This window comes from Asaia spathodeae NBRC 105894, assembly GCF_025994195.1.
Taxonomy (GTDB): Bacteria; Pseudomonadota; Alphaproteobacteria; order Acetobacterales; family Acetobacteraceae; genus Asaia; species Asaia siamensis.
Map to the genome: position 1 here is coordinate 37,841 of NZ_BAPY01000039.1, position 26,821 is coordinate 64,661.

Here is a 26,821-nt window from a genome sequence, read left to right on the forward strand (position 1 = left end):
ATCAAACGGAACATGAAAATATGGTCGATATCTGCGGTAATGAAGACGATTTCGCCACGCATGGTCTTCGCGCCTATAATCACGTTTTTCAGGACATCGTGCGCCCTGTACGAAGCGGTGCCCTGCGCGCACAGCCTGGTCCCGAAGGCAAGGTGACGGTTCTCGTCGGGGGCGGATCGGGCCATTATCCGACGTTCTGCGGCTTTGTGGGGCCGGGCTTTGCCGATGCGGTGGTGATGGGAGGCATCTTTGCATCTCCCTCCATTCAGGCCGTGGCCAATATCGGGCGTCTGGCGCATCGTGGGGGCGGCATTGTCATGGGGTTTGGTAATTACGCCGGCGACAATCTCAATTTCGGTATCGCTGCCGAGCGCCTGCGTGCCGAAGGAATCGACACGCGTATCGTGGTGACGACCGATGATGTAGCGAGCGCTCCTGCTGAAACGCCCGAGCGCAGGCGCGGTGTGGCGGGTGATATCATCGTCTTCAAGATCATGGGCGCATCAGCCGATGCCGGATATGACACCGACGCCGTTGAGGCGGTCTCTCGCAAGGCCAATGCCCAGACGCGGTCCTTCGGCATCGCCTTTGATGGCTGTGCCCTGCCCGGTGCGCCCGAAAAAATCTTTACCGTACCTGAGGGCCGGATGGCACTCGGTCTGGGCATTCATGGCGAACCCGGAATTGAAGAGCGCATTCTGGCTGCGCCAGAAGAAATCGCAGCGGAGCTCTATGCCCGGGTCATGGCGGAAAAACCGCCCGAGGCCAGACGGCTTGCCGTTCTGCTCAATGGCGCAGGCGCGACGACAACCGAAGAGCTTTTCGTGTTGTGGAATGAGCTCGAAGCCTTGTTCGAGCGTGATGGCCTGACGCTCATCGCACCGCTGCTTGGTTCCTATGCCACGAGCCTCGATATGTATGGCTGCTCGCTGACCATCACCTGGCTTGATGAGGAACTCGAGCGTTTCTGGCGTGCCCCTGTCACCTCACCGGCCTTGTGTCGTCATGAAGTGACGGGAGACTGGGTTGCGGCCTCCCGACAGGCCATTGCCGAATTGCCTGTCGATTATGAGGCGGCATCAAGCGCAGCAGGGAAAAGCGCCGGTGCCTGTGTTGCCAGAGCTATGGCGTGCCTTGCGAAGACGATGCAGGATGAAGAGGCCATGCTCGGGCGCATCGACGCCATTGCAGGTGACGGTGATCATGGGCAGGGCATGGCGCGTGGTGCGCGGGCTGCCTCTCGGGCAGCTCAGGCTGCATCCGAAGCAGGCGCCGGTGCCCGAACGGTGATGGAGGCTGCCGCCGATGCTTGGGGAGACCGGGCGGGCGGCACGTCAGGTGCTCTCTGGGGAGAGGCCTTGTTCGCCTTTTCGACCGTTCTGGATGACAGCAGCGCTTTCGACAGGTCACGGCTGGTCCAGGGCGTTATCAGGGGCGGCCAGCGAATCATGGCGATCGGCAAGGCCGAGATTGGCGACAAGACCATGGTCGATGCGCTCGCCCCCTTCATTGCGACACTTGAGGAGCAGAGCCTCACCGGGCATGGGCTGGCGCAAAGCTGGTCCCGTGCCGTGGATGAGGCCCATCGTGGTGCAGAAGCAACGAAGAATTTTGCGGCCAGAAAGGGACGCGCCAAGACGCATGGCGATCATAGCAAGGGCTATCCCGATCCGGGGGCGCTGTCTTTCGCCCTAGCGATGCAGGCGCTCACTCCTCTGATCCAGGAACTCAGCTGAGGCGCACCCAGCCGGACAGGCAGCCGTAAAGCGACCTCGCCAGGAGTTCAGGTCTCGGGTTGGGCGATGACTGTTATCATCGCTCGGGAGACGCGCCAGCAGGACGCCTGTCACCCTGCCCCTTCACGACGGCCATGCCCGGCCGTCAACGAGGATGGATGGCAGACGCGCATGAAGATGACAGGTCAGGGATTTCACATGCTTCTGAAAGACAAGGTTTTCGCGATCACTGGCGGTGCGGCGGGTATCGGCCGTGCTGCCGCGCTCGAAGCAGCCCGTCAGGGCGCCGATGTCGCCATCACCGATATTGTGCCGGAAGAAAGCGTCCAGCCCATTCTTGATGCCATACGGGCCGAAGGGCGGCGGGCCCTCTATCTTCAAGGCGATGTTTCCGCGCACGAGACCGCGACGCGTTTCATCACCGCCATTACCGAGGAACTCGGTGGGCTCGATATTTTCGTGAGCAACGCGGGTATCTGCCCGTTTCATGCCTTTCTCGACCTGCCACCCGAGACGCTCATAAAGACCGTCGGGGTCAATCTGCTCGGCGCGTATTTCATGGTGCAGGCTGCGGCCAACCAGATGGTCAGTCAGGGCCGCGGCGGCGCAATCATCGCCGTATCCTCGATTTCGGCTCTGGTCGGCGGCGCGTACCAGACGCATTACACCCCGACCAAGGCTGGCATTCACTCTCTCATGCAGTCCAGTGCCGTTGCTCTCGGAAAATTCGGCATAAGATGCAATTCGGTCCTGCCCGGCACGATACGCACCGCGATCAATGAAGAGGATCTGTCAGATAAGACGAAGGAAGAGGCCATGATCAGTCGCATTCCCCTCGGCCGATTGGGGGCGCCGGAAGATCTGGCAGGCCCAATCGTGTTTCTGGGCTCTTCCATGGCAAGCTATGTCACGGGGGCGTCGCTGCTGGTCGATGGCGGCTGCTTCGTCAATCTGCAATAGACGAGCCTTTAAACGCTGACTGCCCGCCCCTCAGAGGCTCGGTCGGGAGATGGGAACCGGGTTGCGAGTCGGTTGCATCGGGTTGGCGTTTTTCCGTCGGGCGTGGCACATGAAGCGCCATGTCCCACGGTGCCCCCTTTCGCAGCAGTTCGCTCTATCATCTTCTATCAGTTGCGGGAGCGGCGTGGTGGTCGAAAGGGCTTGCGGTCATTTTGGGCACGTTCATTCTTGAAGATGCCACCACCATGATTGCGGCCATGGCGGTTGATGAGGGGCGCATCACCGTAACCCTCGCTTTGATTTCGCTTTATATCGGCGTCGCGGTGGGCGATCTCGGCCTCTACGGTCTCGGCGCCATAGGTGCGAAATGGCCGCCAGCAAGGCGCTGGCTGACATTGCCTCGTCATGACAAGGGGCGGAACTGGTTTCACCGCAATGTAGTCCGTACGGTGGTGATCAGCCGCTTCATTCCCGGTGCGCGTCTGCCGCTCTATACGGCCTGCGGGTTCTTTCGGGCGCCATTCGGCTCTTTTGCAGCGAGCGCGGTTGTCGCTACACTGATCTGGACGTCGCTCCTTTTCAGCGTTTCCCTGCATGTCGGGGGGTGGCTGTCAGCCCATATGGCCAGCTGGCGCTGGTTCGGCATAGCGGGCTTCATCCTGACCATTCTTTTTGTCGGACGCCTCATTGCACGTTTCCAGACCTTCAGTGACTGATCGATCAATGCTTCAGAATTCGCCTGATTTGTCCTCGCAGACCGGGACTCCCGACGAGGATGGCAAGGCACCCCACCCGCTTTCCCTGTTCGAGTTCTGGCCGGGGTCGATCTTTTACACGCCCATCGTGCTCTACTGGATCGCACTCGGGCTGCGCTATGGCGATTTCAGTGTCCCCAGTGCGGCCAATCCCTGCATCGAGACCGGCGGTCTCTGCGGCGAGAGCAAGAGCGGTATTCTCGATCTTGCCGGTCCCGTCGCCAATAGATGGATAGCGCCCTATGTGACGCAGATGTTGCGCAAGGGGCTGCGAGAGGAAGACGCCAAGGCGATCACCGTCGCATTGAGCAAAAAGGGCATTGCCTTCCCCGTGGTGGTCAAGCCCGATATCGGCTGCAATGGCACGGGCGTAAAGCTGGTACAGCGTCCGTCGGACCTGCTGCCGGTGCTGAGGCAATTCCCGTCAGGTGTGCGCATTCTCGCCCAGGCGCTGGCCACCGGGCCAGTCGAGGCGGGACTGTTCTATATTCGAGAGCCGGGAGCGACCTCAGGGCGCATCACCTCGATCACCTACAAGGAATCTCCGGTGCTCGAGGGCGATGGTGTCGCCACGATCCGCGAATTGATCATGCGCGATACCCGTACCAGTCTTCTGTCAGACATTTATCTGCCACGCCTCGAAGGGCGGCTCGACGATGTTCCTGCATGCGGCGAACCGGTGCAGCTCGTCTTTACGGGCAATCACTGCAAGGGCTCGATCTTCCGCAATGGGTGCAAGGATGCGACCCCTGCCCTGACCCGGCGTCTTGACGAAATCATCGGCGATATCACCGAGTTCCATTTCGGTCGGATCGACGTCAAGGCTGCCTCCATCGACGCCCTGCGCCGGGGCGAGGATTTCGAAATCATCGAGCTGAATGGTGTCGGGTCGGAGGCAACCCATATCTGGGATTCAAGAACTACCCTCTGGGAAGCCTATCGTGCGCAGTTCTTTCACTATCGTGAGGCGTTCCGTATCGGGGCGATGAACCGTGCCCGTGGCCGCAAGACATGCGGCGCCTATACGATGCTGCGCTACTGGCGCAAGCAGCGCCGCCTGCTGGCGCTTTATCCGCTCAACGACTGAGCAAGCTCCGCCGGGTCAAGGCAGGCCGAGGTCTATGCCTCGGCCTTTTTCCTACTGGATCCCGGAGCCGAAGATATAATTGCTGACCTGCTGTTCCAGCGAACTCGGCGCCTGGGTGTTTGTAATGGTGCCGTCGCTCGGAAGACGTTCACGCGACGTGCCCGGCGCAATGACCAGGGCGTTGTCGGACGTCATGCTCGGTGCCGCAATCGAGAGGATCGTATCCTGCGGCAGAGACAAATGGCGGTCGATCGAGAAATCGACCTGTGCCATCTGCGTCTGCGGATCAAGGCCGACATGGGAGACCGTGCCGACGCGGACACCTGCCAGAACCACGACAGCGCCCGGGTTCAGCCCGTTGGCTGAAACGAAGCGGGCATGAAAGCGCTGTGTATCACCAGAAGGCCCATGACGCTGGGCGACGGCATAGAGGGCAAAGCCTGACGCGAGGGCAAGCACCATAGCGCTCGCCAGAATCGCGCCGCCCCTGTTTTTTGCCGCCATCTTCGGTTCACCTGCCTGTTATAACAGCGGAACTCTTCGCCTGAGTTGCGATCATGGTCAAGCGCGGGCTTGCGATCCGGGCCGCGCTGAGGCAGGAGGTAGAAACATTTCTTTCATACTGAGCTGATATGACGCTGCTACAAGCACTGGTTCTGGCGATCGTCCAGGGACTGACCGAACTTTTTCCCGTGAGCAGTCTCGGTCACGCGGTGCTGCTCCCGGCTCTGCTTCACTGGAACCTGGACGAGCGCAGCGAATTATTCCTGCCGTTTCTGACCATGCTGCATTTCGGCACGCTGGTCGCGCTGTTCTGCTTTTTCTGGCGTGACTGGCTGGCCATCTTCACGGGGGCTATCGGGAGCCACGGCCCGACGCGCCGCGAAGAGTCCATCCGTATTCTGGTTCTTCTCGTCGTTGCAACCATCCCGGTCGTGATCTTCGGTGCCGCTTTCGAACATCGACTCAAGGTGATTTTCGGCACGCCGGTTGCCGTGGCGCTGTTCCTGTTCCTCAACGGGCTTATCCTGCTCGTGACCGAGTGGATGCGTTCCTATAAAGGCCGTCGCCCGCAGCGCGCCATTGCCGATATGTCGGCCAAGGACGCGCTGGTGATCGGCTGCTGGCAGTGTCTTGCCCTGTTCCCCGGCATCTCGCGCTCTGGCTCGACCATCAATGCCGGACTGGTGCGCGGGCTCAATCATGAGACAGCTGCGCGTTTCTCGCTTCTGATGGCCCAGCCTGCCGTGCTGGCAGCAACGGTGCACGAGGCCTGGCAGCTGCGACACATGACCGTCAGCCACGAAATGGCGCAGATCTCTGTGATGGCGGCGATCGCCGCAGGCGTTACCGCGCTGATCAGCACTGCCGTATTGCTGAAATATTTCCGCAATCACGACCGCTGGGCGCTGTCGCCTTTTGCCTTCTACTGCATGGGGGCAGGCCTGTTCTCGCTACTGGCACTCGTTCTCTTCTGATAACGAAATAATTTCCACTTTGACGGCCGATCCGTCATGATCGGCTTTTTCGAACATGGGCGATTTTCACCATTCCTGACCTGGCTACACCTCCACTTTCACCTTCTCCTGCCGGGAGCCGTCGCAAGACGCTCGAACAGGTCACGGCTGATTATGAGACGAACGGGCTGAAACGCTCTCTGACGGCAACCCAGCTGGTCATGCTGGGTGTAGGCTCGACCATTGGCGCCGGTATCTATGTCATGACCGGGACGGCGGCAGCGGAATATGCCGGGCCATCCATTCTCGTCTCCTTCGTCATTGCCGCCCTCGCCTGTCTCTTCACGGCGTTTTCCTATGGCGAGCTGTCTTCCAGCCTGCCGGTATCGGGATCGGCCTATTCCTATGCCTATGTCTCTATGGGCGAGCGTGCCGCCTGGACAGTGGGCTGGCTGCTTCTGCTCGAATACGGCATCTCCTGCGCGGCAGTTGCTTCCGGCCTCTCTGGGTACGCCACGAGCCTGTTGTCGAGTTTTGGTTTCCACATACCGGCAGCCCTGAGTCAGGCCACGTTTCAGACCGTCCCAGGCAGTGGTGGCATGGCTATCACCTCAGGCTGGCGTTTCGATCTGGTTGCGACGATTGCCATAGCTGTCGTCACCGCCTGTCTGGTGCGCGGCGTGCAGGAATCCGCACGGGTCAACACGATTATCGTGTTCATCAAGGTCGGCGTCCTGTTCCTCTTTGTCGCCTGCGGCTTGTTCGCGTTGCATCCATCCTACTGGCACCCGTTCATTCCTGAATATCGCGGGGGATTCCAGTACGGCATCCCCGGCATGTTCCGCGCAGCCTCGATCATCTTCTTTGCCTATGTCGGGTTCGAGGCAGTCTCTACGGCTTCGGCAGAAGCCCGTAACCCGCGTCGTGACGTGCCGATCGGCATTATCGGCAGTCTGGTAATCTGCACCTTCGTCTATGTATGCGTGGCGTCCATCCTTATTGGTATCGTGCCGTACCAGCAGCTCAATGTCGCAGACCCGCTCTCGATTGCGGTGCGCGCGATGCACCAGCCCTGGCTCGCGCTCTTCGTCAATCTCGGAGCGACCATCGGCCTTTGTTCGGTGCTTCTCGGCCTGCTTTATGGTCAGACGCGCATTTTCTTCGCCATGAGTCGCGACGGCTTGCTGCCCCCGATCTTTTCTTATGTCCACAAGCGCTATCACACCCCGTGGACGGGGACGATCCTGCTCGGGATCATCGTGGCTCTTGCGACCGCGACCCTGCCTATCGACGTGATCAGCGATCTCGTCAGCATTGGCACAGCAGCGGCGTTCGGCATCGTCTGCTTTACGGTAATCTGGCAGCGCAACATGCATCCCGACATGCCGCGCAGCTTCAGCGTGCCGCTGGGCGGTTTCAGGGTCAAAGGCTGGTGGATCGGCATTACCCCGCTACTGGGCATACTCTTTTGTATCGTGATGATTGCCCCGCTTTTTGCAGACATGGCGCGGGCGCTCATGCATGGTAACCCGGTGCCCGCCCTGCTTCTGCTCGCCTATGCGGGGCTCGGCTTTGTCACCTACTGGTACTATTCCCGTCATAACTCCAGCTTCGCGAAGAAGAGCGCTGACTGACGCAGAGTGAGAAGCGGGCTCCTCGAATTACCCACAGATTTCGTGGATGTGTTCGTGGGTAAGGTTGTGGATAAGGGGCGCACAAGAATCAGAAAGGGGGGAGCGTTCGGCTCCCCCCTTTTTTGTACAGACCCAAACAGCAGGCTTACTTGACCGCCTGCTCCGAAAGCTCATGCGCGATCACACGGGCGCAAAGCGCCATGGAAATGGCGCCCGCATCGGGGTGGCCCTTGCTACGCTCCCCATGAGTGCGAGCACGGCCCAGACGAGGGAGCAGATCCTTTGTGGCCTCAGCGGCCAGCGTCGAGGCTTCAGCGGCCTCAGTCCAGGCTTTTGCAATGGAATAGCCCTTTCTCAGACCGCCCTCGAACCCCTCGACCAACGGCTCCAACGCATCCATGAGAGTCTTGTCGCCCTTTTTGGCTTTCCCAAGGGCTGTGATTTTTTCCATAGCACGGCGGAGCCCTAGCGAAAGGCTTTGTGCATCGGGCACAGCGGAATCATCGAAAGCCGTGCTGAAAGCAAATAGCCCCGCCCCCCAAAGTGCACCTGATGTGCCTCCTGCCCGATCAGCCCAGGCATCGGCAGCAGCGGCAAGCACCGTCGACGGACCGGACCCGGCCTCGACAGCGGCGCGTGCAGCTTTCGCCGCTGCGGCTGCCCCACGCGCCATGCCCTGCCCATGATCGCCGTCACCCGCATGGGCATCGATCTGACCAAGCGCAGGTTCAGCCTCCGTAAGAGCTGCCGACAGCCTGGTCATCATAGAGGAGACACAACGCCCGCCCTTTCTGCCCGCTTCAGTGAGTGACTTCATGTATACTGCAGGCGCTTCTGTCAGAACCGGCAGGGAGGCGCGATAATCTCCTGCCATTTCATCGCGCTTCAGGGCCGCGCTGTTGACGGGCGCGCGCCAGAATTTCTCCAGCTCCTCGTCCAGCCAGGTGAGCGTCAGCGAACAACCAGCCATGTCGAGGCTGGTGATATATTCACCCGCCAGAGGCGCGATGACCGTGTAACCCGCGTTTTCGAGATGGGGGATGATCGCCTCCCATAACACGAAAAGCTCTTCGTATTTCGTGCTGCCAAGCCCGTTCAACAGGGCCGTGATGCGCGAGCCTGCATTGGCGGGAGCTTCCTTTAGAAGGCGGTCGCACAAGATGGCAGCCAGTTCGGACGGTCGCATCAGATCGAGTTCATCGATGCCCTGTTCACCATGCACCCCAAGCCCGAGCGCCAGACGACCCTTCGGCACATGAAACAGCTTTTCGCGTTCTCCAGGCAGGGTGCAGCCATCGAAAGCCACGCCGAACGAGCGCGTCTGGGCATTGGCGCGGCGTCCTACAGCTTCGACCTCGTCGAGGCTCAACCCGGCTTCGGCGGCTGCCCCGATAATCTTGAAAACAGGCAGATCGCCTGCTGTGCCGCGCCGCCTGTTCTCCTCGCTGGCTGGGGCGCTCGCAATATCGTCTGTCGTGGCGATCATGCGTGTATCGATACCCTCGGCACGCAGACGCTCGGCAGCGATACTGAAATTGAGGACGTCGCCCGCATAATTGCCGTAGCCGAGGATCACGCCGCCGCCAAGATTGGCCTCTCGTGCGATACGCAGGATGGCCTGGGTCGAGGGCGAGGCAAAGACGTCGCCCGCAACGGCGGCATCGGCAAAGCCCTCGCCGACATAGCCGTTAAATGCCGGGAAATGACCAGAACCGCCGCCCACGACAAGAGCAACCTTGCCTCGTTTACCCGGCGTCGTTCTGACCACGCCGCCCCGCACCGGCTGGACGATATCGCGATAAATGCTGGCAAAGCCGCGGAGGGCGGATGTCGCGAAATTCTCAGCGTCGCCACAGATTTTTGTCATGGGATAGTCGTCCTCGGTACAGATAAGCGAAGAAGTGGAAAACGAGCCCTGTTCAGGCTTCCCGGTTGAAATAGCGCCGGGCAAGAGAGTCGAAGGAAATTGCGGCGACCACGATCCCGCCACTGACGATCGACTGCCAGTAAGGCGAGATGCCAAACAGGACGATAACGTTCTCGATGATGCCAATGATGACAGCGCCAAGCACCGCGCCAAACGGGCTTCCCAGACCGCCGGTGGTTGCAACGCCACCGATGACGGCAGCGGCGATGGGGGCCAGCACCCATGTATCACCGATGGAGGGCTGGGCAGTACCCAGCCGCGCGACCATCAGGATGCCGGCCAGCGCCGAGAGAAAGCCAGCAGCGGAGAAGGCACAGACTCTGATGGCATCTACCCTGATGCCAAGCATACGCGCTGCCGCGTTGTTGCTGCCAATCGCATAGGTGTAACGGCCTAGCGGTGTGCGGATCATGACGAAGGAGACGATGACGAGGCAAAGAAGCAGGATCACGAAAGGAACCGGGAGGCCGAACAGCATCCCGCGCCCCAGAAACGAGATATTACTCGGAATACCCGTGATGGCGACGCCCTTCGTCAGCACCAGATTGGCGCCGCCATAGACCCCTGCCATGCCGATTGTGAGCACAAGGGAATGCAGCTTCAACTTCGTGATCAACAGACCGTTCAGCAACCCGCATCCTGTGCCAAGCGCGAGGCAGAGCACGAGAGAGAGCCAAGGATTGAGCCCCGCCTGCACCATGAAAATACCACCCGCAACGCCAGCGAGACCGCCAATGGCACCAACGGAGAGATCGAGCTCGCCGAGAATCATCAGAATGGCCTGACCGATCGTGACCAAGCCGACGAAGGCGAGCGAGCGCGCGATGATTTTCATGTTGAACGCTGTCAGAAAATTCGACGAAAGCGTGCAGGAAAGAGTGAATATGACTGCTAATGCGATCATGACCCCAAAGAGGGGATTGGATGCCACAGCCTTGATTCGGACAAGGATATCGGGCTGACGTTGTCTGGCTGCGCCATCATGCGGCGCGGGCATCTCATGCGACATGGCTTGTCTCCGGTGAGCCGATGATCGAGGCGACCAATGTGCTGATTTCGGTTGTTTCGTGGTCGAAGGAGCCGTTAATTCGGCCCGAATAGAGCGTTACGATACGAGTTGCGCAGCGCTGGAGCTCACTCATCTCGGATGAGACAAGGATAATCCCGACACCCTCTTTGGCGAGGCGCTGCATGATGCGATAGATCTGGAATTTGGTGCCTATATCGATGCCCTTCGTCGGCTCGTCGAAGATCAGCAAACGTGGCCTGCGTGCCATTGCCCGACCGATAATGGCCTTTTGCTGGTTACCGCCCGAGAGAAACATGATCTTTTTGGCGGAAGACGAAGTACGAACATCGAATTGCTCGATGATCTCTTTCACCAACGCGTTTTCGCGGCGTGGCGAAATAAGCCCCGCTTTTGTGATATTCCGGGTGACGGCGAGCGAGATATTTTCGCGCAGGCTCAGCATCGGGAAAATACCGTGATGCTTGCGTTCCTCCGAGAGATAAACCATCCCGGCCTGCACCGCCTTGTCTGGTCGGTTAGGTGCAATCGGTTTACCGTCAAGAATGACGCGGCCGCTCTGGACTTTGCGAAATCCGAACATGGCCTGCATGATCTCAGAGCGGCCCGCCCCGACGAGCCCCGCGAAGCCAAGAATCTCACCACGCTTCAGATCGAAGGAAACATCTTTGAAACCGGGGCCAGTCAGACTCTCAACAGAAAGAATGGTCTCGCCGGTACGTGCAGATGGCGCTGGCTGGAACTGCTCGTCCAGTTTCACGGTGCTGCCCGACATCAGACGGATCAACTCCCCTTCGGTCATACCGTCCATCGAGAAAGTGCCGACGCTGCGACCGTTGCGCAAAACCGTCACTGTATCGCCGAGCGAAAAAATTTCTTCCATCTTGTGAGAAACAAAGACAATGGCGACGCCCTGATCGCGTAGATCATTGATGATGCGAAAGAGTCGTTCCGTCTCCTTGGCAGTCAGAGACGAGGTGGGCTCATCGAGAATCATGACCCCGAAATTTTCCTGAGTTGCCGCACGGGCAATCTGCAGAAGCTGTTGATCGGGGACACTGATTTCAGCGACTTTCTGATCAGGCCGTGCGTGAATGCCAAAACGGGCAATGAATTTCGCGGCCTCCACCTCCATCGCCTTTTCCGATACAGTGATCCTGCCGAAGCCTGAGCGGGCAAATGGCATGAACATGTTTTCTGCGACGGTGAGGTAAGGAAAGAGATTGAGTTCCTGAGGCACATAGGCCACACGCTCGAAAAGCTTGTGGTCTTGCAGTGCATCGGCGTCGTCAATGACGAGTGTGCCCGTATCCGGTTTGACCAGACCGGACAGGGTCTTGATAAGCGTGGATTTCCCTGCTCCGTTCTCACCGGCAAGGATATGCACCTTGCCGGGTTCAAGAGTCAGATCGATGTGATCGAGGGCCACGACCCCTGGATAGGTCTTTCGTATGCCCGAAGCCTTGAGAAGGACCATAGCCCCCTCCCGATCGTTTATTTGGAGAGCGTTGATTTGGTGATGATATCGATGCCTGTATCGATGTTTTTAGGCGTCTTTTGCCCCAGCGCCTTCTGCCAGGCGGCAATAACGGCCCAGTAGCCCTGCATTTCAGGGCGGCTTGAGGCAGAGGAATCGACCACGCCATCCTTAATCAGCTGAAGCATGTCGTTCAGATTATCCAGACCGACCTCCTGAACCTTGCCGATCTTGTCGCTTTCGCGAATGGCCTGACCGATGCCCACAGGGCCCGCAGCATCACAGGCCACCCAGCCTGCAAGGTTGGGATGGGCCTGCATGATGGCTGATGCCTGTTTCTGCGCAGTTTCTATGCTATCGTTATCAATGCCTGTCGCTACGACTTTGATATCGGGATATTTGGCAAATACCTTCAGCTCGCAGCGCGCGCGAAGGGCATGATTGGGCGCAGTAGGCACGCCCATCATAACGGCGACCTCACCCTTGTGGTTGATCAGCTTCGCAAGCCGCTCCGCCGCGAGGGTGCCCTGTTCGCAGAAATCCGCTCCGACCGCCGTGATTTCCATGCCCTCGGGTGGCAGGGAGTCGAAAACAGTCATCGGAATCTTCTCATCGACCGCTTCCTGCATGGTCGACCGGTTTCCCTTCTCGTCGAGAAGATCGAGGATCAGTCCATCGGGATGCGTCGCTATCGCGCGTTCGATGATGTCGTTCTGGGTCGAGACATCGGCGGTTTGCGGCGCGCGATATTCAACCGTGATGGCGCGTCCCGTGGACTTGCTCAGCAGGGCCGCGGCGGCTTGCGCGCCGTTATTGGCCTTGTCGAACCACGGATGAACGGCTTTCGGTATCATGACAAACCGCATCGGCGCATTGTCCGCCGCCGCATGGGCGGCGAGCGGGGCGAAGAGCAGGGTTGCGGTGGCGAGCAGAGCTTTTTTCATGAGATCAGACCTTATGGTCGCGTTAACCCATTATTTGCAGGAATTGGGTGAATATTTGCGATCGAGAGCATCGATACCATCGACATTGCGCGCCGAGGCGCTGGCCGGGTCGAATTCCTTGGCGAGGAACGAGTCAACAATGGTCTTGGCGAGTTCAGCGCCGACAACGCGCGCACCGAGTGTGATGATATGGGCGTTGTTGGACAGCGCTGCACGTTCTGCGGAGTAGCTGTCATGCACCTGCGCTGCGCGAATGCCGGGGATCTTGTTGGCCGAAATGGCAACCCCGATGCCCGTGCCGCAGCACAGGATGCCGCGCTCATATTCGCCGGAAAGAATGGCATGGCCAACGCGTTCGCTTAGCTCGGAGTAGAGCTCGCTCTTGTCATCTGCAGGGCGTGAGAGGTCGACTGCATCGAGCCCTTTAGCCTTGAGATGCGCCACGATCTGCTGGGCCAGACCCTCACCGGCGCTATCGCCACCAACTGCAATTTTCATGATCGTCTTCCTTTATGGTGTTCTAGAGAGGGACGGAGCGCGAGGCGGGCGGCGTGTCGTCAAGCGGAGCGACATGCAGATTGATGCCCGCATCGAGCATGCGGTTCTTCTGACTTTCAGAGACGCCTGAATCGGTAATCACAACGTCAAAATCAGAGAGATTAGCCAGACGGTTCAACGCGGTGACGTCAAATTTCTGACTGTCGATCATCAGGATACGCCGATCGACAATTTCCATGAGCGCCATCTTGCATTTCACGATCTCCTGCTCCTGATGATAGGCGCCAAGATCGCGTACCGCAGAGACAGACATGAACAGCGTGTTCGCCCGAAGCGACTTCGTGCCCTGCTCGCAGAGAATGCCGAGAAACGCGTCGAAGCGCGGGTGATATTTACCACCGAGGCAGATCAGACTGATATCGCGCATCCCTGCAAGCTGGGTAGCAATACCCATGCTGTTGGTCAGCACCGTCAGAGGCATACCCGAGGGAAGATTTTCCGACAAAATGCGTGACGTGGTGGAATCATCGAGGGCGATGATATCGCCAGCCTTGATGAAATTCGTCGCGACACGCGCAATGGCCTGTTTCTCACGAGAGGCGCGACGCAGGCGATGAACGACGCTTGTTTCCATCACGCCGCTGGCCAGCATGGTTACGCCACCATGGACCTTGCGTACCAACCCCTGCTCGGACAGCGCGTGCAGATCGCGATGGATCGTCATGCGGCTGGTCGAGAAACGCTCGACGAGCTCCTCGATCTGGGCGCCCCCGTTTTCGAGAACGTAGTCTAGGATTTCGCGACGCCGTGCCGAGACGGCCTTGCTCTCTACGCCGGTCGCGCCGCTCATGACACAACCGACCGGATGATGGCGGCAAGACCCGAAGGATCCCAAGCCGAACGACCGATGAACACGCCGTCGACATCGGCCAGCGCTGTATAGCGTGCTGCGTTTTCAAGCGAGACGCTGCCGCCATAAAGAATAGGCACGCGGCGCGCAGTCGTTTCCCCGACCAGTTCGGCCAGGACATGGCGCAGGCGTGTATGCGCGGTTCCGACAAAAGCGGGTTCGGCGGCCCTTCCCTTGGCGCCAATGGCCCATACGGGTTCATAGGCCAGCAGAACAGTTCCGATCTGGTCCGGCGTCAGCCCATGGAGCGCCATCTTGGTCTGACGGGCAAGTGTCTCATGCGTCACGCCGAACTCATATTCCTCGGCACTGTCGCCAATGCAGATGAGCGGGCGCAGAGCGTAGCGTATGGCGGCCTTGACCTTGAGATTGACGGTGATGTCAGTCTCGCCAAAGTGCTCGCGACGCTCCGAATGGCCGAGTTCGACAATATCGGCACCGCATTCGCGCACCATATGGGGCGAGATTTCGCCTGTCCACGCGCCCTCGTCTTCCCAGTGCATGTTCTGCGCACCCACGCTCCAGCGCGTATCTGCGAGGCGGGATGCGACCATTTCGAGCGATGTGAAAGGCGGAATGACGAATGGCGTCACGGAAGAGGGCACAGCTATGGACGCGATCTGCTCGGCCGCTTCCCGGGCGGCGGCTGGCCCCTTGTTCATTTTCCAGCTTGTTCCGATCCAGAGCGACTTTAAGGGCATCGTGTTCTCTCTCTGTGACGCAGTGACGGTAAGTGTAACGTCCTGATGTTGTGATAGGGATTTATATAACATTAAGGTAGATAAAATATCACCTTCAGCGTTCACATTGATATGATTAGGCGCAGGAAAAAGCCTGCATTTTGCCTAAAATCAAACGGAATCAAGATTCTGTACTTTGTGCGATTTTGTTATCGGGCGATCACTAAATCCTGTGATCCGCAGACCTTGCCGAGCACCGTCGTGTAGCCAAGCCCAAGCGCCTTACAAGCGCTAAGGCCCTTCTGACTGATCTGCGCATTCTCCTGCTTTGTCAGAACTCTCGCGCCCGGGTTTCAGCTTGCTGCATCGCCTGCAGTGCTGTCAGAAACACCATGTTGCTCAACCGCAATTCTCCAGGCGCTGTCGATTTCGGATGCGCAAATGGCCTCTGTCCAGCCAAGGGCTGGCGCCATGATCGCGCAAACCTCTTCGACCACAGCACGGCTGATTTCGCCCGAAAGCGCGATCGGTGTGCGCCGGAAAAGGAGATCGGCAGCTTTGCGCACGAGTTCTTCCTTCGTGAGATACTGGATCTCGTTCCTTGTATAATCGGGAAGAGACGTGAGTGCTTGATCGGGTGTGCGTGCACAGAAAGCAGCAACGCGCTCTGCAGTAGTGCCATAGCGCTCGAATAACAGGGTCGCGCGTGCCAGCGGCAGGCCCTGCATCTCGGCAAGGTGCCGGATATAGGCATTTCGTGATTTCTGCCCCGGATAACCGACCCCGCCCCCGATTGCCCTCTCACGCGAAGAGCGCGTCCGTTTACGGTGGAGAAGCCCCAGTACCTTATCGGCTGTTTCTTCCGCGAGGCCACGGAATGTGGTCCATTTACCGCCAACCAGAGACAGGACGGGCGTGGTCCCGGCATAATCAGTGTGGATGATGTGGTCTCTGCTGATCTCGCCAGGGTCGTCCGTGCGCGTGGCGGGGAGCGGTCTTACGCCGCAATAGCGATAGACGACATCGCTGTCGCTGAAACGAAAACCGGGAAACAGCCCCTGAAGCATGGCCAGCATGTAGCTCTGTTCTTCCTGTGAACAGATTGCCTTGTCGGCGTCCTTGCACGGGATATCGGTCGAGCCGATCAGAACATGGTTCATGAACGGATAGGCAAGGCAGATGCGGCCGTCTGCCGTGCCGAAATAGACCATCTGCCCGTTGAGTTCTCGCAGCAATTCGGGATGGCGCATAACGAGATGCGATCCTTTCGTGCCACCAATATAGCGTGTGGAAAGGCCGATCTCCGCGTTAACCTGGTCGATCCATGCACCACCGGCATTGACGACCAGATCGGTGTGGACATGCTCAACCTGGCCGGTGATGTCATCACGCAGGGTCATGGCCCCCTCATGGAATGAGGTGACTCTGGTATAGGTTCTCACTGCGCAGCCAAGAGAAAGACGAAGCGCATCCTCGACGCATTCGAAACCCAGTCTTTCAGGTTGGGTGATGGCAGCATCATAATATCGTCCGGTAGCGATGACCTTTCGTGTCATATGCGGCCAGTCGCGCCTGACAGAGCGCCCGAAAGAAAGGGTGTGGCGAGGCATTACGCGGGCGCGACGGCCGAGATAATCATAGATCTGCATCCCGACTTCGGTAATCGCGATACCTCGATCGGCAAGCTTTGTCTTCAGACCGCAGAACCGCTTGATTGAGGGCAGAATCCCGCCGAACCAGGAATGGATCGGTATGATTGTCGGAAGCGGCTTGACCACGTGCGGTGCGTTGCGCAGCAGCAGATTGCGTTCGAGGGTCGATTGCGCAACCAGGCGAAACTCTCCGGTCTCGAGATATTTGATGCCGCCATGGATCAGTCTTGATGGCGCCGCTGAAGCACCAGTGCAGATATCACCCTTGTCGATCAGGAGAACATTGAGCCCCTGAAGCGCCAGCTCACGAAAGAGACCCACACCATTGATGCCTGCCCCGATGATCGTGACATCGAAATGGGCAGAGTCGATTTGTTTGGCGGAATAGGTCATCGGGTATCTCGATTTAGGAAGTGGTTCTGAAACGGGTTAGCGACCGCGCAGGCCTCAGGCCGTGGCGGCGCGCAAAGGCTGTTCATGAGGGACAGGTGCGCTGTGCAGAGATGGCCAGAAAGGCTCGAGAATTTGAGCCAGCGTGGTGTAACGCGTGTATATGGCGTTGTAATAACGTGAGAGCGCCGGGTCGGGGGCGAAGCGTGTATGCTGCATATCGAGCCCGGCAACAGCGTCCTCAAGTGTTGGATGGTTGCCGCAGGCAACGCTGGCCGTCAGCGCAGCCCCTAGAGCCCCTGCCTCACGCACCGGCGACGTCATGACAGGTCTGCCAAAGATGTTCGCAAAGAGCTGGCCTATCTCAGGGCGGCGACTTCCGCCGCCTGAGACGCCGATGCTGTTGACCGGCCCCGTGCGCATCAGATCTTCGACATGGTGACGGTGGTTGAAGATCGTGCCCTCTATCATTGCCTGAAACAGATCGGCGCGGTCATGCCAGGATTGCAGCCCGAGAAACGAGGCCGTGGCAGGTGTCTCAAAAGGCGAGCCGAACAGATAGGGATGATAAAGCGGGATCTGGCGTTCAACACGCCCCTGCTCGAACCTTGCTATGGAGGCCTCAATGAGATGGGCAGCTGCGTCGGGATCGTCGGGCGCGATATAACGCGCCATCCATTCAAGATTGCTCGCAGAGGCCGGTGAAATCGCCATGCAATTCCACAGGCCTTTTCGATAACCGGCGCGACAGGCCCATTCTGCCCCAGTCACCGGTCGATCACGCAGCACCTCATTGATCGAGAACGTACCGGCTGTGACGGTCATGTCACCCGCCCGCACCTGACCCAGCCCGACAGAGGCGGCGATGACATCATGCAGCCCTGCGGAGACAGGTGTGCCCTGCAGCAAACCCGTCATGAGTGCCGCTTCAGCGGTGACATGGCCTGCCCGGTCGCAGGAGTTCAGCATTGGCGGCAGCGCGCTCGCAATTTCCTGCAGATCGAGCGTCTGAAGGATTTTCTGACTGTAACTCTGCGTATGAAGATCGGTGAACGCCGTGCTCGCTTCGGTCAGATCGGTCGCAATCCGGCCTGTCAGGCAGAAGCGAAGCCAGTCCTTGGCAAAAAAGACGGTGCCGATGGCCCCGTAACGCTCAGGCTCGAAACGCTTGATCCAGGCCAACAGCGTGGTTGCTGAATATGGATAGGGCCTCTGACCAGCAACGGGCAGGACGTGGTCGAGAAGCCCCGCCTCTTTCCACCCTTCGTGCACACCAAAGGCGCGGCTATCGAGGGACATGATACCTCTGCCAAGTGGTTGGGCTTGGTGGTCGAGCAGAAAAACACCATCGCCATGGGCGGTCATGCCTATGCCTGCGATATCTGCCCCCGTGCAGCCAGCATCAGCCAGCGCATCACGAATGGTTTCGGCAACGAGGAGCCACGTCGCCTTCATATCGCGCTCAACCTGCCGAGGTGTATTCGTTACCTGGGGAACACGCGCCTGCCCTATACCGACAATGCGCCCGCCAGGTGTGAAGATGACAGATTTCGCAGTGGTCGAGCCGCAATCAACGCCCAAGACATAACCTGCACCCATGATCGCCTCTTCGCTCTTTCGGCTCGCTATCGGTGCTTGATGTTCTAAAGTTGGTTGTTGTGTTAACAAAATCACAAATTGGTGCTATATATGATATATATGGGCAGTTTCGCGGAGAAGAGCATCCTGCGTAAGGGAAGCCCGAGTGCTTACGCCTGACGACAAAACCTTGATAAGGACGGCTTGTGAGGATGATATCTTTGTGATATTTTTGTTATCTTATTTTCTGCTACGCTTGGTCCCAACAAAAGCAAGCATATCTGTCAAAGGCAGTTTCAGACCATGAGTGATGACATCAAGTCAGCGCCCTCCCTGGATGGTTTCTCAGGGATCAAACGTCAGAATCTCAAATCACGTCAGCAGCAAATTCTTGATCTGCTCTTTGAGCAGGGCAATGCGAGCATCGAATTTCTGGCTGAACATTTCGATGTAAGCCGTATGACGATCCATCGCGATGCGCATGCGCTGGCCAGCCAGGGGCTGATTGACAAGATTCATGGCGGCATCACTCTCAAGAACCGCGCACGCACGGAAAAGAACGTTGCCTATCGTCAGCACCGTGCGGCCAATCTGAAGAAAACGATCATCCAGCGTGCCGTCTCGATGATCGAACCCGGTCAGGTCATCATTCTTGATGATTCGACGACCGTCGCTGAAATGCTGCCGCTTCTGCCTGCCAGGGCGCCCCTTACCGTCATCACCAATGCGGTCGGCGTAGTACAGGCTCTTGCGCCCTTCCCCGGCATCAAGATCATCTGCCTTGGTGGCGATTACAGCAATTCACGCAACGCGTTTTTCGGGCTTGTCTGCGAGCAGGCAGCGCGATCGCTGCGGGCCAATGTCATGTTCATGTCCACCTCGGTGATTTCGGGTGACACGGCATTCCAGAATGACCAGGACGTGGTGAAGGTAAAGCGCGCGCTCATGGCCATTGCCGATGACAGCGTTCTGCTGGTCGATAGCACAAAATTCCGCCAAGGCGGGCTGCATCGCCTCACCTCCCTCTCGGAATTTTCGCGTATCCTGACAGACAGCCAGATCAAGCCCGAGACATTGTCCGAGCTTGAAACGGCCGGTATTCCGATCGAGATCTGCTGAGTTTTCACCCCCAGTAAAAGCCGGGAGTGAGAGGGCTCAAACCTTGGTCAGGCGGCGTTTTCAAGCGTCGCCATATCGATGACGAAGCGGTATTTCACGTCGGATTTCATCATACGTGAATATGCCGTCTCGATCTCGTCCATGGCGATCATCTCGATATCTGACGTGATGCCATGTTCACCGCAGAAATCGAGCATTTCCTGAGTCTCGGCGATACCGCCAATCAGCGAGCCAGCAAAGCTGCGACGCTTCATGATCAGGCTGAACACAGCAACAGGTAGCGGCTTTTCCGGAGCGCCAACCTGAACCAGTGTGCCTTCACGCTTCAGCAGGTTGAGATAGACATTGATGTCATGATCGGCCGCAACCGCGTCCAAAATGAAATCGAAGCTGGCGGTTTCCTTCGCCATGGCGTCCGGGTCTTTCGACAGCACGACTTCATGGGCACCGAGACGGATACCGTCTTCCACCTTGCTCTGTGAGGTGGTGAAAAGTACCACATGGGCACCGAAGGCGCGGGCGAATTTGACGGCCATATGGCCGAGGCCACCCAGACCCACCACACCAACACGCTGACCGGGGCCAACCTTCCAGTGACGCAGCGGCGAGTAGGTTGTGATGCCTGCGCAAAGCAGCGGCGCGACAGCTGCGAGATCGAGGTTCTCGGGGACTTTCAGCACGAATGCCTGATCAACCACGACAGCCTTGGAGTAGCCACCATAGGTGTTGCCACGACCCTGACGGTCTTCACCGTTATATGTGCCGACGAAGCCGTTTTCGCAATACTGCTCCAGACCTTCCTTACAGCTCGAGCATTCGCGACAAGAATCGACCATGCAGCCAACGCCAGCAAGGTCACCCACCTTGAACTTGGTGACCGATGCGCCAACTTCGCTTACGCGGCCGACAATTTCATGACCGGGAACGCAGGGATAGACAGTGTTGTGCCACTCATTGCGTGCCTGATGAATGTCGGAGTGGCAGACACCGCAATAGAGAATGTCGATACGCACATCTTCAGGCCCCGTGTCGCGACGATCGAACTTGAAGGGGGCGAGACGGTCTGACGCTTTCTGTGCGCCATATCCAATGCAGGACAGCATGGGCTCTCTCCGGTTTCGTTATTCTGAAGATTACGGAAAAAGGCGCTTGGACCCCTCGGGGTACGCGCCTACATCTTCCGTAACATATCAGTCTAACGTTGCCAGCCCCTCGGGGTTCGATTTACGAAACTATTCGGTTTTCTTTTCTGTTTTCACGAAATCGTGAGAGCTTGATATAGAGCGTCGGCAAGACCAGCAGGGTCAGCGCGGTACAGGAGATCAGCCCGCCAATGACCACGGTTGCCAGCGGTTTCTCCACCTCTGCCCCCTCACTCATAGAGAAAGCCATCGGGAAGAACCCGAGACAGGCGACGGTCGCTGTCGCCATGACGGGACGAAACCGCTCACGTGCCGAACTGACGGCGGCAGATACGGCATCGAACCCGGCCAGTCTCTTGTCACGTATGTAGGAAATCAGCACCACGCCATTGAGCGTGGCGACACCGAAAAGGGCGATGAAGCCTATGCCCGCCGAGATGCTGAACGGCATGGCACGCAGCCAGAGCGCGATAATGCCACCTGTTGCGGCAAAAGGCAGGTTCACGAACACCAGGCCCGCCAGCCAGACATCGCCGAGCGCCAGAATGAGCAGGCAGAAAATCAGCACGAGAGTGATTGGCACGACGATTTCGAGACGGGCAACAGCGGTCTGGAGATTGCGAAACTGCCCGCTCCACTCGACGCGATAGCCGGGCGGCAGCTTGATCTGGGTTTTGACCGCCTTCTGCGCCTCCTGAACGAAGGAACTCAGATCGCGTCCGCGCACATTGGCCTGCACCATCATGCGTCGTTCACCCTGATTGCGCCTGATTGCAGCGGGGCCGTTACGCAAGGTGATATCGGCGACCTGGTCGAGACGCACCGTGTGATCGTCGCGTGTCAGCACCGGCAGAAGCTTGATGTCGTCAAGGCTGTCGCGTGCCTGCGGCATGATGCGGACCTCGGTCGGAATCAGCGCATCCTGCAAGGAGACGGGCGGGCCGACATGACCGCCGATGGACTCAACCACATCGAGCACTTCTGACGTATCGACATTCAGGCGTGCTGCGGCCGTACGATCGGCATCGATATGCAGATAGGGAATGGTGCCGACATCCTGCGGCGCCACGTCTGCGGCACCCGGCACGCTGTCGACTACCTTTGCTATCTGGGCAGCCAGCCTCATGAGCTTGTCGATATCTGGGCCGTAGATACCAATGGCAATCTGTGACCGCACGCCGGACTGCAGATCATCCATACGCATCTGGATGGGCTGGCTCCAAGAGTAGAGTGAGCCCGGATTATTCTTCCGGAGCGCTGCGTCGAAGGCGCGGATGAGCCCTTCCTGCGTGTCAGCAGTCTTCCATTCTGAGCGCGGCTTGAGCAGCACATAGGTGTCTGATTGCTCGCCGCCCTGCGGATCGGTCGGAATGGCCGAGGTGCCGCTATTGCTCACGAGCATACGAATATCGGGAAACTGCTTGAGCGTGCGCTCGATCTGCTGGATTGATCGCAAGGAGGCATCAAGCGATATGCCCGGCAGGCGTGTGGAGGTGACAATTAGATCGCCCTCCTGCAGCTGCGGAATGAATTCGCCGCCGAGCCGCGTGGTCAACCCGACCGACAGGATCAGGATGACCATCGCGATACCCATCACCATTTTGCCGTGGGCCATGCACCATTGTGAGGCGGGAGCAAAACCGCGCCGCAAGAAGCGGATGAAGAACGTGTCGTGCTCGGTGCCGCGTGTTGCTTCCTCAACCCCACCATTACCGTCGGCATGGTGATCGGGTCCGTGACCGGGCTTGATGCGCATGAGCAGTGCCGCGAAGGCAGGCACAGCAATCAGCGCATAAAGCAGCGATGCGATAAGGGCGAGAATGACCGTCTGGGCCATCGGGCGGAACATACGCCCCTCAACCCCTTCGAGCGTGAGAACCGGCAGATAGACCAGAATGATGATGAGAATGGCGAAGATCACGGGTCTTGCCACCGAAGCAACTGTCTCGGCGATGCGTCGCGTCAACGGCACGTCACCGGGTGCCTGGCTGGAAAGCACACTCTCGACAATAACGAGCGCACTATCGACAACCATGCCGAAATCTATGGCACCCAGACTGAGCAGATTAGCCGAGATACCCAGATGCCGCATGCCAACCATGGCTGCAACGAGCGAAAAGGGAATGACCGAAATGATCACGACCGAAGCGCGCCAGTCACCGATCACGACCAGAAGGACAACCAGAACGAGCAAGGCCCCGAGAAGGAGGTTTTCCTTGACGGTGTGAATGGTCACATCGGTCAGGGTGGCCCGGCTGTAATAGGGTTCAAGCGTGACGCCCTGCGGCAGGGTCGAGACGATTTTGGGCAGGGCCGCGTCGATACGCGCCAGCGTGGCCTTGGCATTGGCACCTTGCTGCAGCAGGATGACGGCATTAACGATCTCGCCCTCACCGTCGCGCGTGACACCTCCCAGACGGGGAAGCGTGCCCTCCTGGACCGTGCCGACATCACGCACATGCACCACGCCACCATTGGGCATGGAGCGCACCTGAACCTCACCCAGCTCATGCAGGCTGTCGATCAGGGAGCGTCCGACAATGATATGCTGCTCGTCATTATGCTCGATCCAGGCGCCACCTGCTGCCTCGTTATCGCGATCGACCGCATTGAAGACATCGGAAACCGAGACCTGGAACTGTCGAAGCGCCATCGGGTTGAGGGCCACCTCATAGGTCTGCGAGGCGCCGCCATTGATGTTGACGTCAATGACACCCGGGATGAGGCGCAGCTTAGGTACCACGTTCCACGTCATGATCCGGTTCAGGGCCGCAAGAGAGCGCCCCTCGCCATGGATCTGGAGTTGCAGAATTTCTCCCATCCCCGTGGCCATTGGGCCCATCGTGATCGATAACCCGCGCACCGACACGGCAGCGCGTGCCTGTGGAAGGCGCTCGGCGATGAGCTGGCGGGCACGATAGATATCGGTGCCGTCATCGAACTGGAGATAGAGAACGGACACCCCGGTGCGCGAGACAGAGCGCATGGAGTTGACGCCGACCACGCCCGACATCACCGTCTCGATCGGGAACGTAACGAGACGTTCCACTTCTTCCGTCGGCAATCCGGGAGCGCGGACAGAGATCAGAACCTGTTTGGGCGAGATATCGGGCACCGGCTCGACCGACAGCGATCTGAGATCGGCAATGCCAGCGATCATGAGCAGCACGACCGCACCCAGAATGGCAGCGCGGCCCCGCAGCAGGGAAAGCATGAATCGCATAATCAGCGCCCGCCCTCTCCGTGATTGGGCTCTGGCGCCAGAAGTGCCTGCGATTTCAGGACGAAACTGCCATCGGTCACGACGATCTCGCCGGGCTTGAGGCCTTTCGTCACCACGATCATGCCGTCGAGATTGGGGCCGGTGCTGACCTTGCGCGCCTCATAATGCGTATCGTCCAGTCTGACGAACACACAACTCTGACTGCCGATCGTCTGGATCGCCGCCTCGGGAATGAGCGTGCCCTTTACAGTTTCCGATGCGAAAAGGCGTGTCTTGACCAGCATCTCTGGCCTCAGGAGGCGTTTCGTGTTCTCGACCAGACTGCGCACCAGAACATGGCGCGTCATCGGGTCGACGCTGCCCTCGATCAGATCGATATGCGAGACAATGGGCTTTGTGTCCAGTGTCGGCCAGGTGAGCTGACGCCCGCCCTGACTCAACTGGACAGCCTGCTGTTCTCCTACCTGCGACACAACCCAGACCCTGCTCAGGTCATCGACTTCGACAGCAGGAGCCGTGCGATTGGAAACCTCTTCGCCTACCCCCACGGTGATCTTGTCGACGATGCCATCGATGGGAGAGATCACTGCGGAATGGAGCCCCTCGGTACGCTCTGAAGAAGAGCTGAACCGGGCAAGCCGCTCGCGCTCGTTCTGCACAATGGCCCGGCTGCGTTGTACCGTGCCCTCGGCCTCTTTCAGACGCGAATAGCGCCGCTGTGCTTCACCTTGCGACACCGCACCGCCTTGCAGCGCCCGACCGCGGTCATAGGATAACCGCGCATCGTCGCGCAGTGCCTGAGCCTGCTGCAGCGAGGCCTCGGCGGAAAGCAGGCGCTGATGCGCATCACTCAGGCTGAAATCGTCATAGGTGAACAGCACCTGGCCCTTTTTGACCAGCTCCCCAGGCGTGACCAGAATGCTCTGTACCCGCCCCTGCCCGACCGGATGAATGCGCGCGCTGCGTCTGTCATCCTGATCGATATAGGCAGGCACATCGATATGCGGCGGGAGCGCGCCGCTCTGGGCCTTTGCCGTATGAATATTTTCGCTTTTGAGGGCTTCTTTCGTGATGGCAATCGGGCGGCCTGGCCAGTCACTATCGGTCTGGGCCCAGGCGACGGGGGCCCAAGCGGCGGGGGCACAAAGTGGAAGCGCGACCAAAAGCCGCAGACAGGAAAATTTCATGGATAACGCCCCGCCATCAGGCTCATTCTGATCATCGCCGCATGCCAGATGACATCGGCCTCGGCACTTCTTTGTCCGGCATCGAGCGCGGCACGGCGCGCACGCAGATATTCGATGACCGGTGTCTCACCGACACTCCAGGCATGTTCGAGATCCTGCGCGCGCGCATCGAGCGCCTGTCGCGCAGAATTCGTATGGCGCATCATGCTCAGCGCAGAGCCGAGACTTGCCCGAGTGCGCCGATATTCGGTCGTGACCTGACGCTGCGCCAGCACGGCATCGCGCTCGGCGGCCCCCATGGCCTTGACTTCCTTCATGATCATGGGGGTGTTGCGAGCCTCGCTTGGCAGGGCCATCGAGAATTGCACGCCGACCTGCGTATCCCAGGGGCTGCCAAACTGTCCCTGCTTGACCACCTGCACCCCAACCTGCGGTGCGGGCATGTAGGAATGGCGTGCCAGAGCATAAGAGGCCTTGGCGCTTTTGCTGACCGCCTGAGCCATCTGGATACGCGGGTCCTGAGACGGATCGAGTGTGAGCGTCTGATTGCCCAGAATGCGCCCGTCCAGCGAGAGAATATCGGGAATATCATCTGTGCCTGTCAGAGCCTCGAGCTCTGCACGGGCGCTTTCCAGCGCCTGTTCCGACTGGGCAATCTGGGCGTCGATATCGCCCTGTTCACCGATGACAGCATCGAAATCGGCTGCTGCTATCTCACCGGCTCGGAGACCCTGATGCGAACTCTGAGCCACACGGTTCAGCAAGGCACTGGTGGCGCGCAGATTACCGATTTTCTTCTGAAGCAGGGTCGCGTTGCTGGCGAGATCGAGTACGCGAACCGCGCTCAGCAGATGCTGCACCTTGATGCGCGCCTTGGCCACTGCCTCGTCGGCCAAGGCGGTGCGCATGGTGGCTGTGCCTTGCCCCGGAAGCCAGAGCGGCACGCTGATGCTGCCCTGATAGGTCGTGTAACCGAGATTGGACCCGATGAAATGGTCATCGAGATATTGCCCGGCAACGATCGGCCCATCGGGAAACCAGGATTGCGCAGCACGGGCGTTTCTGGCGGAAGCCTTCGCATCAACGGCGAAGGATTGATTGGCCGGGTCTCTGTCCCATGCCGACTGGATGGCTTCGTGAAAGCTCTCTGCAAGGCATGGTGGCGCCACCGCAAAGGCTCCCATGACAAAGAGTGCCCCCCTCAGTCGGGAGCTCCTGAAAGAGAAGGAATGAGCGCGCGCCTTGATGCGCTGCCTGTGCGACCTGGTAATCACTGACATGATTCCCGATCTTACGCATTAACCGCGCGTAATCCGCGACAAAACTTGGCTGAATGATAAATTAAATAATAAAATCTGCGGCAACCGGGAAGTCCGGTGGCGGCGCGAGCGCATCAGATGAAGTCCGGACAGTATTCCGAGCCTTTCCACGATGCGCT

General features: G+C 58.9%; 21 protein-coding genes. 7 read left to right on the plus strand and 14 right to left on the minus strand.

The features are described 5' to 3' along the window. Nucleotides 1–20 precede the first annotated feature (20 nt). The 4 genes from AA105894_RS11695 to AA105894_RS11710 all read left to right on the plus strand — a co-directional run bounded on the left by AA105894_RS11695 (nt 21) and on the right by AA105894_RS11710 (nt 4,538). Complete coding sequence (locus AA105894_RS11695; protein WP_267311881.1) at nt 21–1,736, plus strand: dihydroxyacetone kinase family protein; 1,716 nt, start codon at nt 21–23, stop codon at nt 1,734–1,736. A 171-nt stretch (nt 1,737–1,907) separates the two neighbouring features. Then, nucleotides 1,908–2,696 (plus strand): SDR family NAD(P)-dependent oxidoreductase, encoded by a 789-nt coding sequence (locus AA105894_RS11700; RefSeq protein WP_304500473.1) that lies wholly within the window; start codon nt 1,908–1,910, stop codon nt 2,694–2,696. 119 nt (nt 2,697–2,815) lie between these two features. After that, nucleotides 2,816–3,412 carry a DedA family protein gene (locus AA105894_RS11705; RefSeq protein ID WP_267311882.1) on the plus strand — a complete coding sequence of 199 codons (597 nt, stop codon included), beginning with the start codon at nt 2,816–2,818 and terminating at the stop codon, nt 3,410–3,412. A gap of 7 nt (nt 3,413–3,419) precedes the next feature. Then, a complete protein-coding gene (locus tag AA105894_RS11710; RefSeq protein ID WP_267311883.1) occupies nt 3,420–4,538 on the plus strand; it encodes a D-alanine--D-alanine ligase in 1,119 nt (372 codons plus the stop codon). A gap of 51 nt (nt 4,539–4,589) precedes the next feature. Here AA105894_RS11710 and AA105894_RS11715 read toward each other — a convergent pair whose 3' ends face one another. After that, a complete protein-coding gene (locus AA105894_RS11715) occupies nt 4,590–5,042 on the minus strand; it encodes an MlaD family protein (RefSeq protein ID WP_188426511.1) in 453 nt (150 codons plus the stop codon). Nucleotides 5,043–5,170: 128 nt separating this feature from the next. Between AA105894_RS11715 and AA105894_RS11720 the strand changes: the two genes are divergently transcribed. Both AA105894_RS11720 and AA105894_RS11725 read left to right on the plus strand, forming a co-directional pair. Then, complete coding sequence (locus tag AA105894_RS11720) at nt 5,171–6,016, plus strand: undecaprenyl-diphosphate phosphatase (protein WP_267311884.1); 846 nt, start codon at nt 5,171–5,173, stop codon at nt 6,014–6,016. 200 nt (nt 6,017–6,216) lie between these two features. Further along, nucleotides 6,217–7,629 carry an amino acid permease gene (locus AA105894_RS11725; protein ID WP_267311885.1) on the plus strand — a complete coding sequence of 471 codons (1,413 nt, stop codon included), beginning with the start codon at nt 6,217–6,219 and terminating at the stop codon, nt 7,627–7,629. A 145-nt stretch (nt 7,630–7,774) separates the two neighbouring features. Here the strand turns inward: AA105894_RS11725 and AA105894_RS11730 are convergent, their stop codons facing one another. The 9 genes from AA105894_RS11730 to AA105894_RS11770 all read right to left on the minus strand — a co-directional run bounded on the left by AA105894_RS11730 (nt 7,775) and on the right by AA105894_RS11770 (nt 18,733). Then, nucleotides 7,775–9,496: a dihydroxyacetone kinase family protein gene (locus AA105894_RS11730; RefSeq protein ID WP_267311886.1), complete on the minus strand. Its 1,722-nt coding sequence runs from the start codon at nt 9,494–9,496 to the stop codon at nt 7,775–7,777. A gap of 52 nt (nt 9,497–9,548) precedes the next feature. Next, nucleotides 9,549–10,565, minus strand: a complete 1,017-nt coding sequence (locus tag AA105894_RS11735; RefSeq protein ID WP_267311887.1) for an ABC transporter permease — start codon at nt 10,563–10,565, stop codon at nt 9,549–9,551. Continuing rightward, nucleotides 10,555–12,060, minus strand: coding sequence for a sugar ABC transporter ATP-binding protein (locus AA105894_RS11740; RefSeq protein ID WP_267311888.1), 1,506 nt, complete (start codon nt 12,058–12,060; stop codon nt 10,555–10,557). The genes AA105894_RS11735 and AA105894_RS11740 overlap by 11 nt, the downstream gene beginning before the upstream one ends. 17 nt (nt 12,061–12,077) lie before the next feature. Then, the gene (locus AA105894_RS11745; protein ID WP_267311889.1) at nt 12,078–13,004 is read right to left on the minus strand and encodes a substrate-binding domain-containing protein; all 927 of its coding nucleotides are present in this window, start codon (nt 13,002–13,004) and stop codon (nt 12,078–12,080) included. A 30-nt stretch (nt 13,005–13,034) separates the two neighbouring features. Continuing rightward, nucleotides 13,035–13,502, minus strand: a complete 468-nt coding sequence (locus AA105894_RS11750) for an RpiB/LacA/LacB family sugar-phosphate isomerase (RefSeq protein WP_267311890.1) — start codon at nt 13,500–13,502, stop codon at nt 13,035–13,037. Nucleotides 13,503–13,524: 22 nt separating this feature from the next. Next, nucleotides 13,525–14,352: a DeoR/GlpR family DNA-binding transcription regulator gene (locus AA105894_RS11755; protein WP_267311891.1), complete on the minus strand. Its 828-nt coding sequence runs from the start codon at nt 14,350–14,352 to the stop codon at nt 13,525–13,527. Further along, nucleotides 14,349–15,113: a triose-phosphate isomerase gene (locus tag AA105894_RS11760; RefSeq protein ID WP_267311892.1), complete on the minus strand. Its 765-nt coding sequence runs from the start codon at nt 15,111–15,113 to the stop codon at nt 14,349–14,351. Before AA105894_RS11760 ends, AA105894_RS11755 begins: the two co-directional genes overlap by 4 nt. A gap of 332 nt (nt 15,114–15,445) precedes the next feature. Further along, nucleotides 15,446–17,137 (minus strand): glycerol-3-phosphate dehydrogenase/oxidase, encoded by a 1,692-nt coding sequence (locus tag AA105894_RS11765; protein ID WP_267311893.1) that lies wholly within the window; start codon nt 17,135–17,137, stop codon nt 15,446–15,448. A gap of 54 nt (nt 17,138–17,191) precedes the next feature. Next, nucleotides 17,192–18,733 (minus strand): FGGY-family carbohydrate kinase, encoded by a 1,542-nt coding sequence (locus AA105894_RS11770; RefSeq protein ID WP_267311894.1) that lies wholly within the window; start codon nt 18,731–18,733, stop codon nt 17,192–17,194. A gap of 282 nt (nt 18,734–19,015) precedes the next feature. On the opposite strand from AA105894_RS11770, the gene AA105894_RS11775 reads away from it, so the two are divergent. Further along, nucleotides 19,016–19,831, plus strand: coding sequence for a DeoR/GlpR family DNA-binding transcription regulator (locus AA105894_RS11775; protein WP_267311895.1), 816 nt, complete (start codon nt 19,016–19,018; stop codon nt 19,829–19,831). A gap of 47 nt (nt 19,832–19,878) precedes the next feature. On the opposite strand, the gene AA105894_RS11780 is transcribed toward AA105894_RS11775, so the two are convergent. From AA105894_RS11780 to AA105894_RS11795, 4 genes are all read right to left on the minus strand, one after another. After that, nucleotides 19,879–20,934: an NAD(P)-dependent alcohol dehydrogenase gene (locus AA105894_RS11780; protein WP_267311896.1), complete on the minus strand. Its 1,056-nt coding sequence runs from the start codon at nt 20,932–20,934 to the stop codon at nt 19,879–19,881. Between the two features lie 121 nt (nt 20,935–21,055). After that, the gene (locus AA105894_RS11785; RefSeq protein ID WP_267311897.1) at nt 21,056–24,196 is read right to left on the minus strand and encodes an efflux RND transporter permease subunit; all 3,141 of its coding nucleotides are present in this window, start codon (nt 24,194–24,196) and stop codon (nt 21,056–21,058) included. A 2-nt stretch (nt 24,197–24,198) separates the two neighbouring features. Then, complete coding sequence (locus AA105894_RS11790; RefSeq protein WP_267311898.1) at nt 24,199–25,383, minus strand: efflux RND transporter periplasmic adaptor subunit; 1,185 nt, start codon at nt 25,381–25,383, stop codon at nt 24,199–24,201. Beyond that, on the minus strand, nt 25,380–26,567 hold the full coding sequence (locus AA105894_RS11795) for a TolC family protein (RefSeq protein WP_267311899.1): 1,188 nt from the start codon (nt 26,565–26,567) through the stop codon (nt 25,380–25,382). The genes AA105894_RS11790 and AA105894_RS11795 overlap by 4 nt, the downstream gene beginning before the upstream one ends. Nucleotides 26,568–26,821: the final 254 nt, after the last annotated feature.

What these genes read in the sequence shown, in the direction of transcription:
- AA105894_RS11695 (WP_267311881.1), top strand. Translation starts at nt 21, where the DNA reads ATGGTCGATATCTGCGGTAATGAAGACGATTTCGCCACGCATGGTCTT.
- AA105894_RS11700 (WP_304500473.1), top strand. Translation starts at nt 1,908, where the DNA reads ATGAAGATGACAGGTCAGGGATTTCACATGCTTCTGAAAGACAAGGTT.
- AA105894_RS11705 (WP_267311882.1), top strand. Translation starts at nt 2,816, where the DNA reads ATGTCCCACGGTGCCCCCTTTCGCAGCAGTTCGCTCTATCATCTTCTA.
- AA105894_RS11710 (WP_267311883.1), top strand. Translation starts at nt 3,420, where the DNA reads ATGCTTCAGAATTCGCCTGATTTGTCCTCGCAGACCGGGACTCCCGAC.
- AA105894_RS11715 (WP_188426511.1), bottom strand. Translation starts at nt 5,042, where the DNA reads ATGGCGGCAAAAAACAGGGGCGGCGCGATTCTGGCGAGCGCTATGGTG.
- AA105894_RS11720 (WP_267311884.1), top strand. Translation starts at nt 5,171, where the DNA reads ATGACGCTGCTACAAGCACTGGTTCTGGCGATCGTCCAGGGACTGACC.
- AA105894_RS11725 (WP_267311885.1), top strand. Translation starts at nt 6,217, where the DNA reads ATGCTGGGTGTAGGCTCGACCATTGGCGCCGGTATCTATGTCATGACC.
- AA105894_RS11730 (WP_267311886.1), bottom strand. Translation starts at nt 9,496, where the DNA reads ATGACAAAAATCTGTGGCGACGCTGAGAATTTCGCGACATCCGCCCTC.
- AA105894_RS11735 (WP_267311887.1), bottom strand. Translation starts at nt 10,565, where the DNA reads ATGTCGCATGAGATGCCCGCGCCGCATGATGGCGCAGCCAGACAACGT.
- AA105894_RS11740 (WP_267311888.1), bottom strand. Translation starts at nt 12,060, where the DNA reads ATGGTCCTTCTCAAGGCTTCGGGCATACGAAAGACCTATCCAGGGGTC.
- AA105894_RS11745 (WP_267311889.1), bottom strand. Translation starts at nt 13,004, where the DNA reads ATGAAAAAAGCTCTGCTCGCCACCGCAACCCTGCTCTTCGCCCCGCTC.
- AA105894_RS11750 (WP_267311890.1), bottom strand. Translation starts at nt 13,502, where the DNA reads ATGAAAATTGCAGTTGGTGGCGATAGCGCCGGTGAGGGTCTGGCCCAG.
- AA105894_RS11755 (WP_267311891.1), bottom strand. Translation starts at nt 14,352, where the DNA reads ATGAGCGGCGCGACCGGCGTAGAGAGCAAGGCCGTCTCGGCACGGCGT.
- AA105894_RS11760 (WP_267311892.1), bottom strand. Translation starts at nt 15,113, where the DNA reads ATGCCCTTAAAGTCGCTCTGGATCGGAACAAGCTGGAAAATGAACAAG.
- AA105894_RS11765 (WP_267311893.1), bottom strand. Translation starts at nt 17,137, where the DNA reads ATGACCTATTCCGCCAAACAAATCGACTCTGCCCATTTCGATGTCACG.
- AA105894_RS11770 (WP_267311894.1), bottom strand. Translation starts at nt 18,733, where the DNA reads ATGGGTGCAGGTTATGTCTTGGGCGTTGATTGCGGCTCGACCACTGCG.
- AA105894_RS11775 (WP_267311895.1), top strand. Translation starts at nt 19,016, where the DNA reads ATGAGTGATGACATCAAGTCAGCGCCCTCCCTGGATGGTTTCTCAGGG.
- AA105894_RS11780 (WP_267311896.1), bottom strand. Translation starts at nt 20,934, where the DNA reads ATGCTGTCCTGCATTGGATATGGCGCACAGAAAGCGTCAGACCGTCTC.
- AA105894_RS11785 (WP_267311897.1), bottom strand. Translation starts at nt 24,196, where the DNA reads ATGCGATTCATGCTTTCCCTGCTGCGGGGCCGCGCTGCCATTCTGGGT.
- AA105894_RS11790 (WP_267311898.1), bottom strand. Translation starts at nt 25,383, where the DNA reads ATGAAATTTTCCTGTCTGCGGCTTTTGGTCGCGCTTCCACTTTGTGCC.
- AA105894_RS11795 (WP_267311899.1), bottom strand. Translation starts at nt 26,567, where the DNA reads ATGGGAGCCTTTGCGGTGGCGCCACCATGCCTTGCAGAGAGCTTTCAC.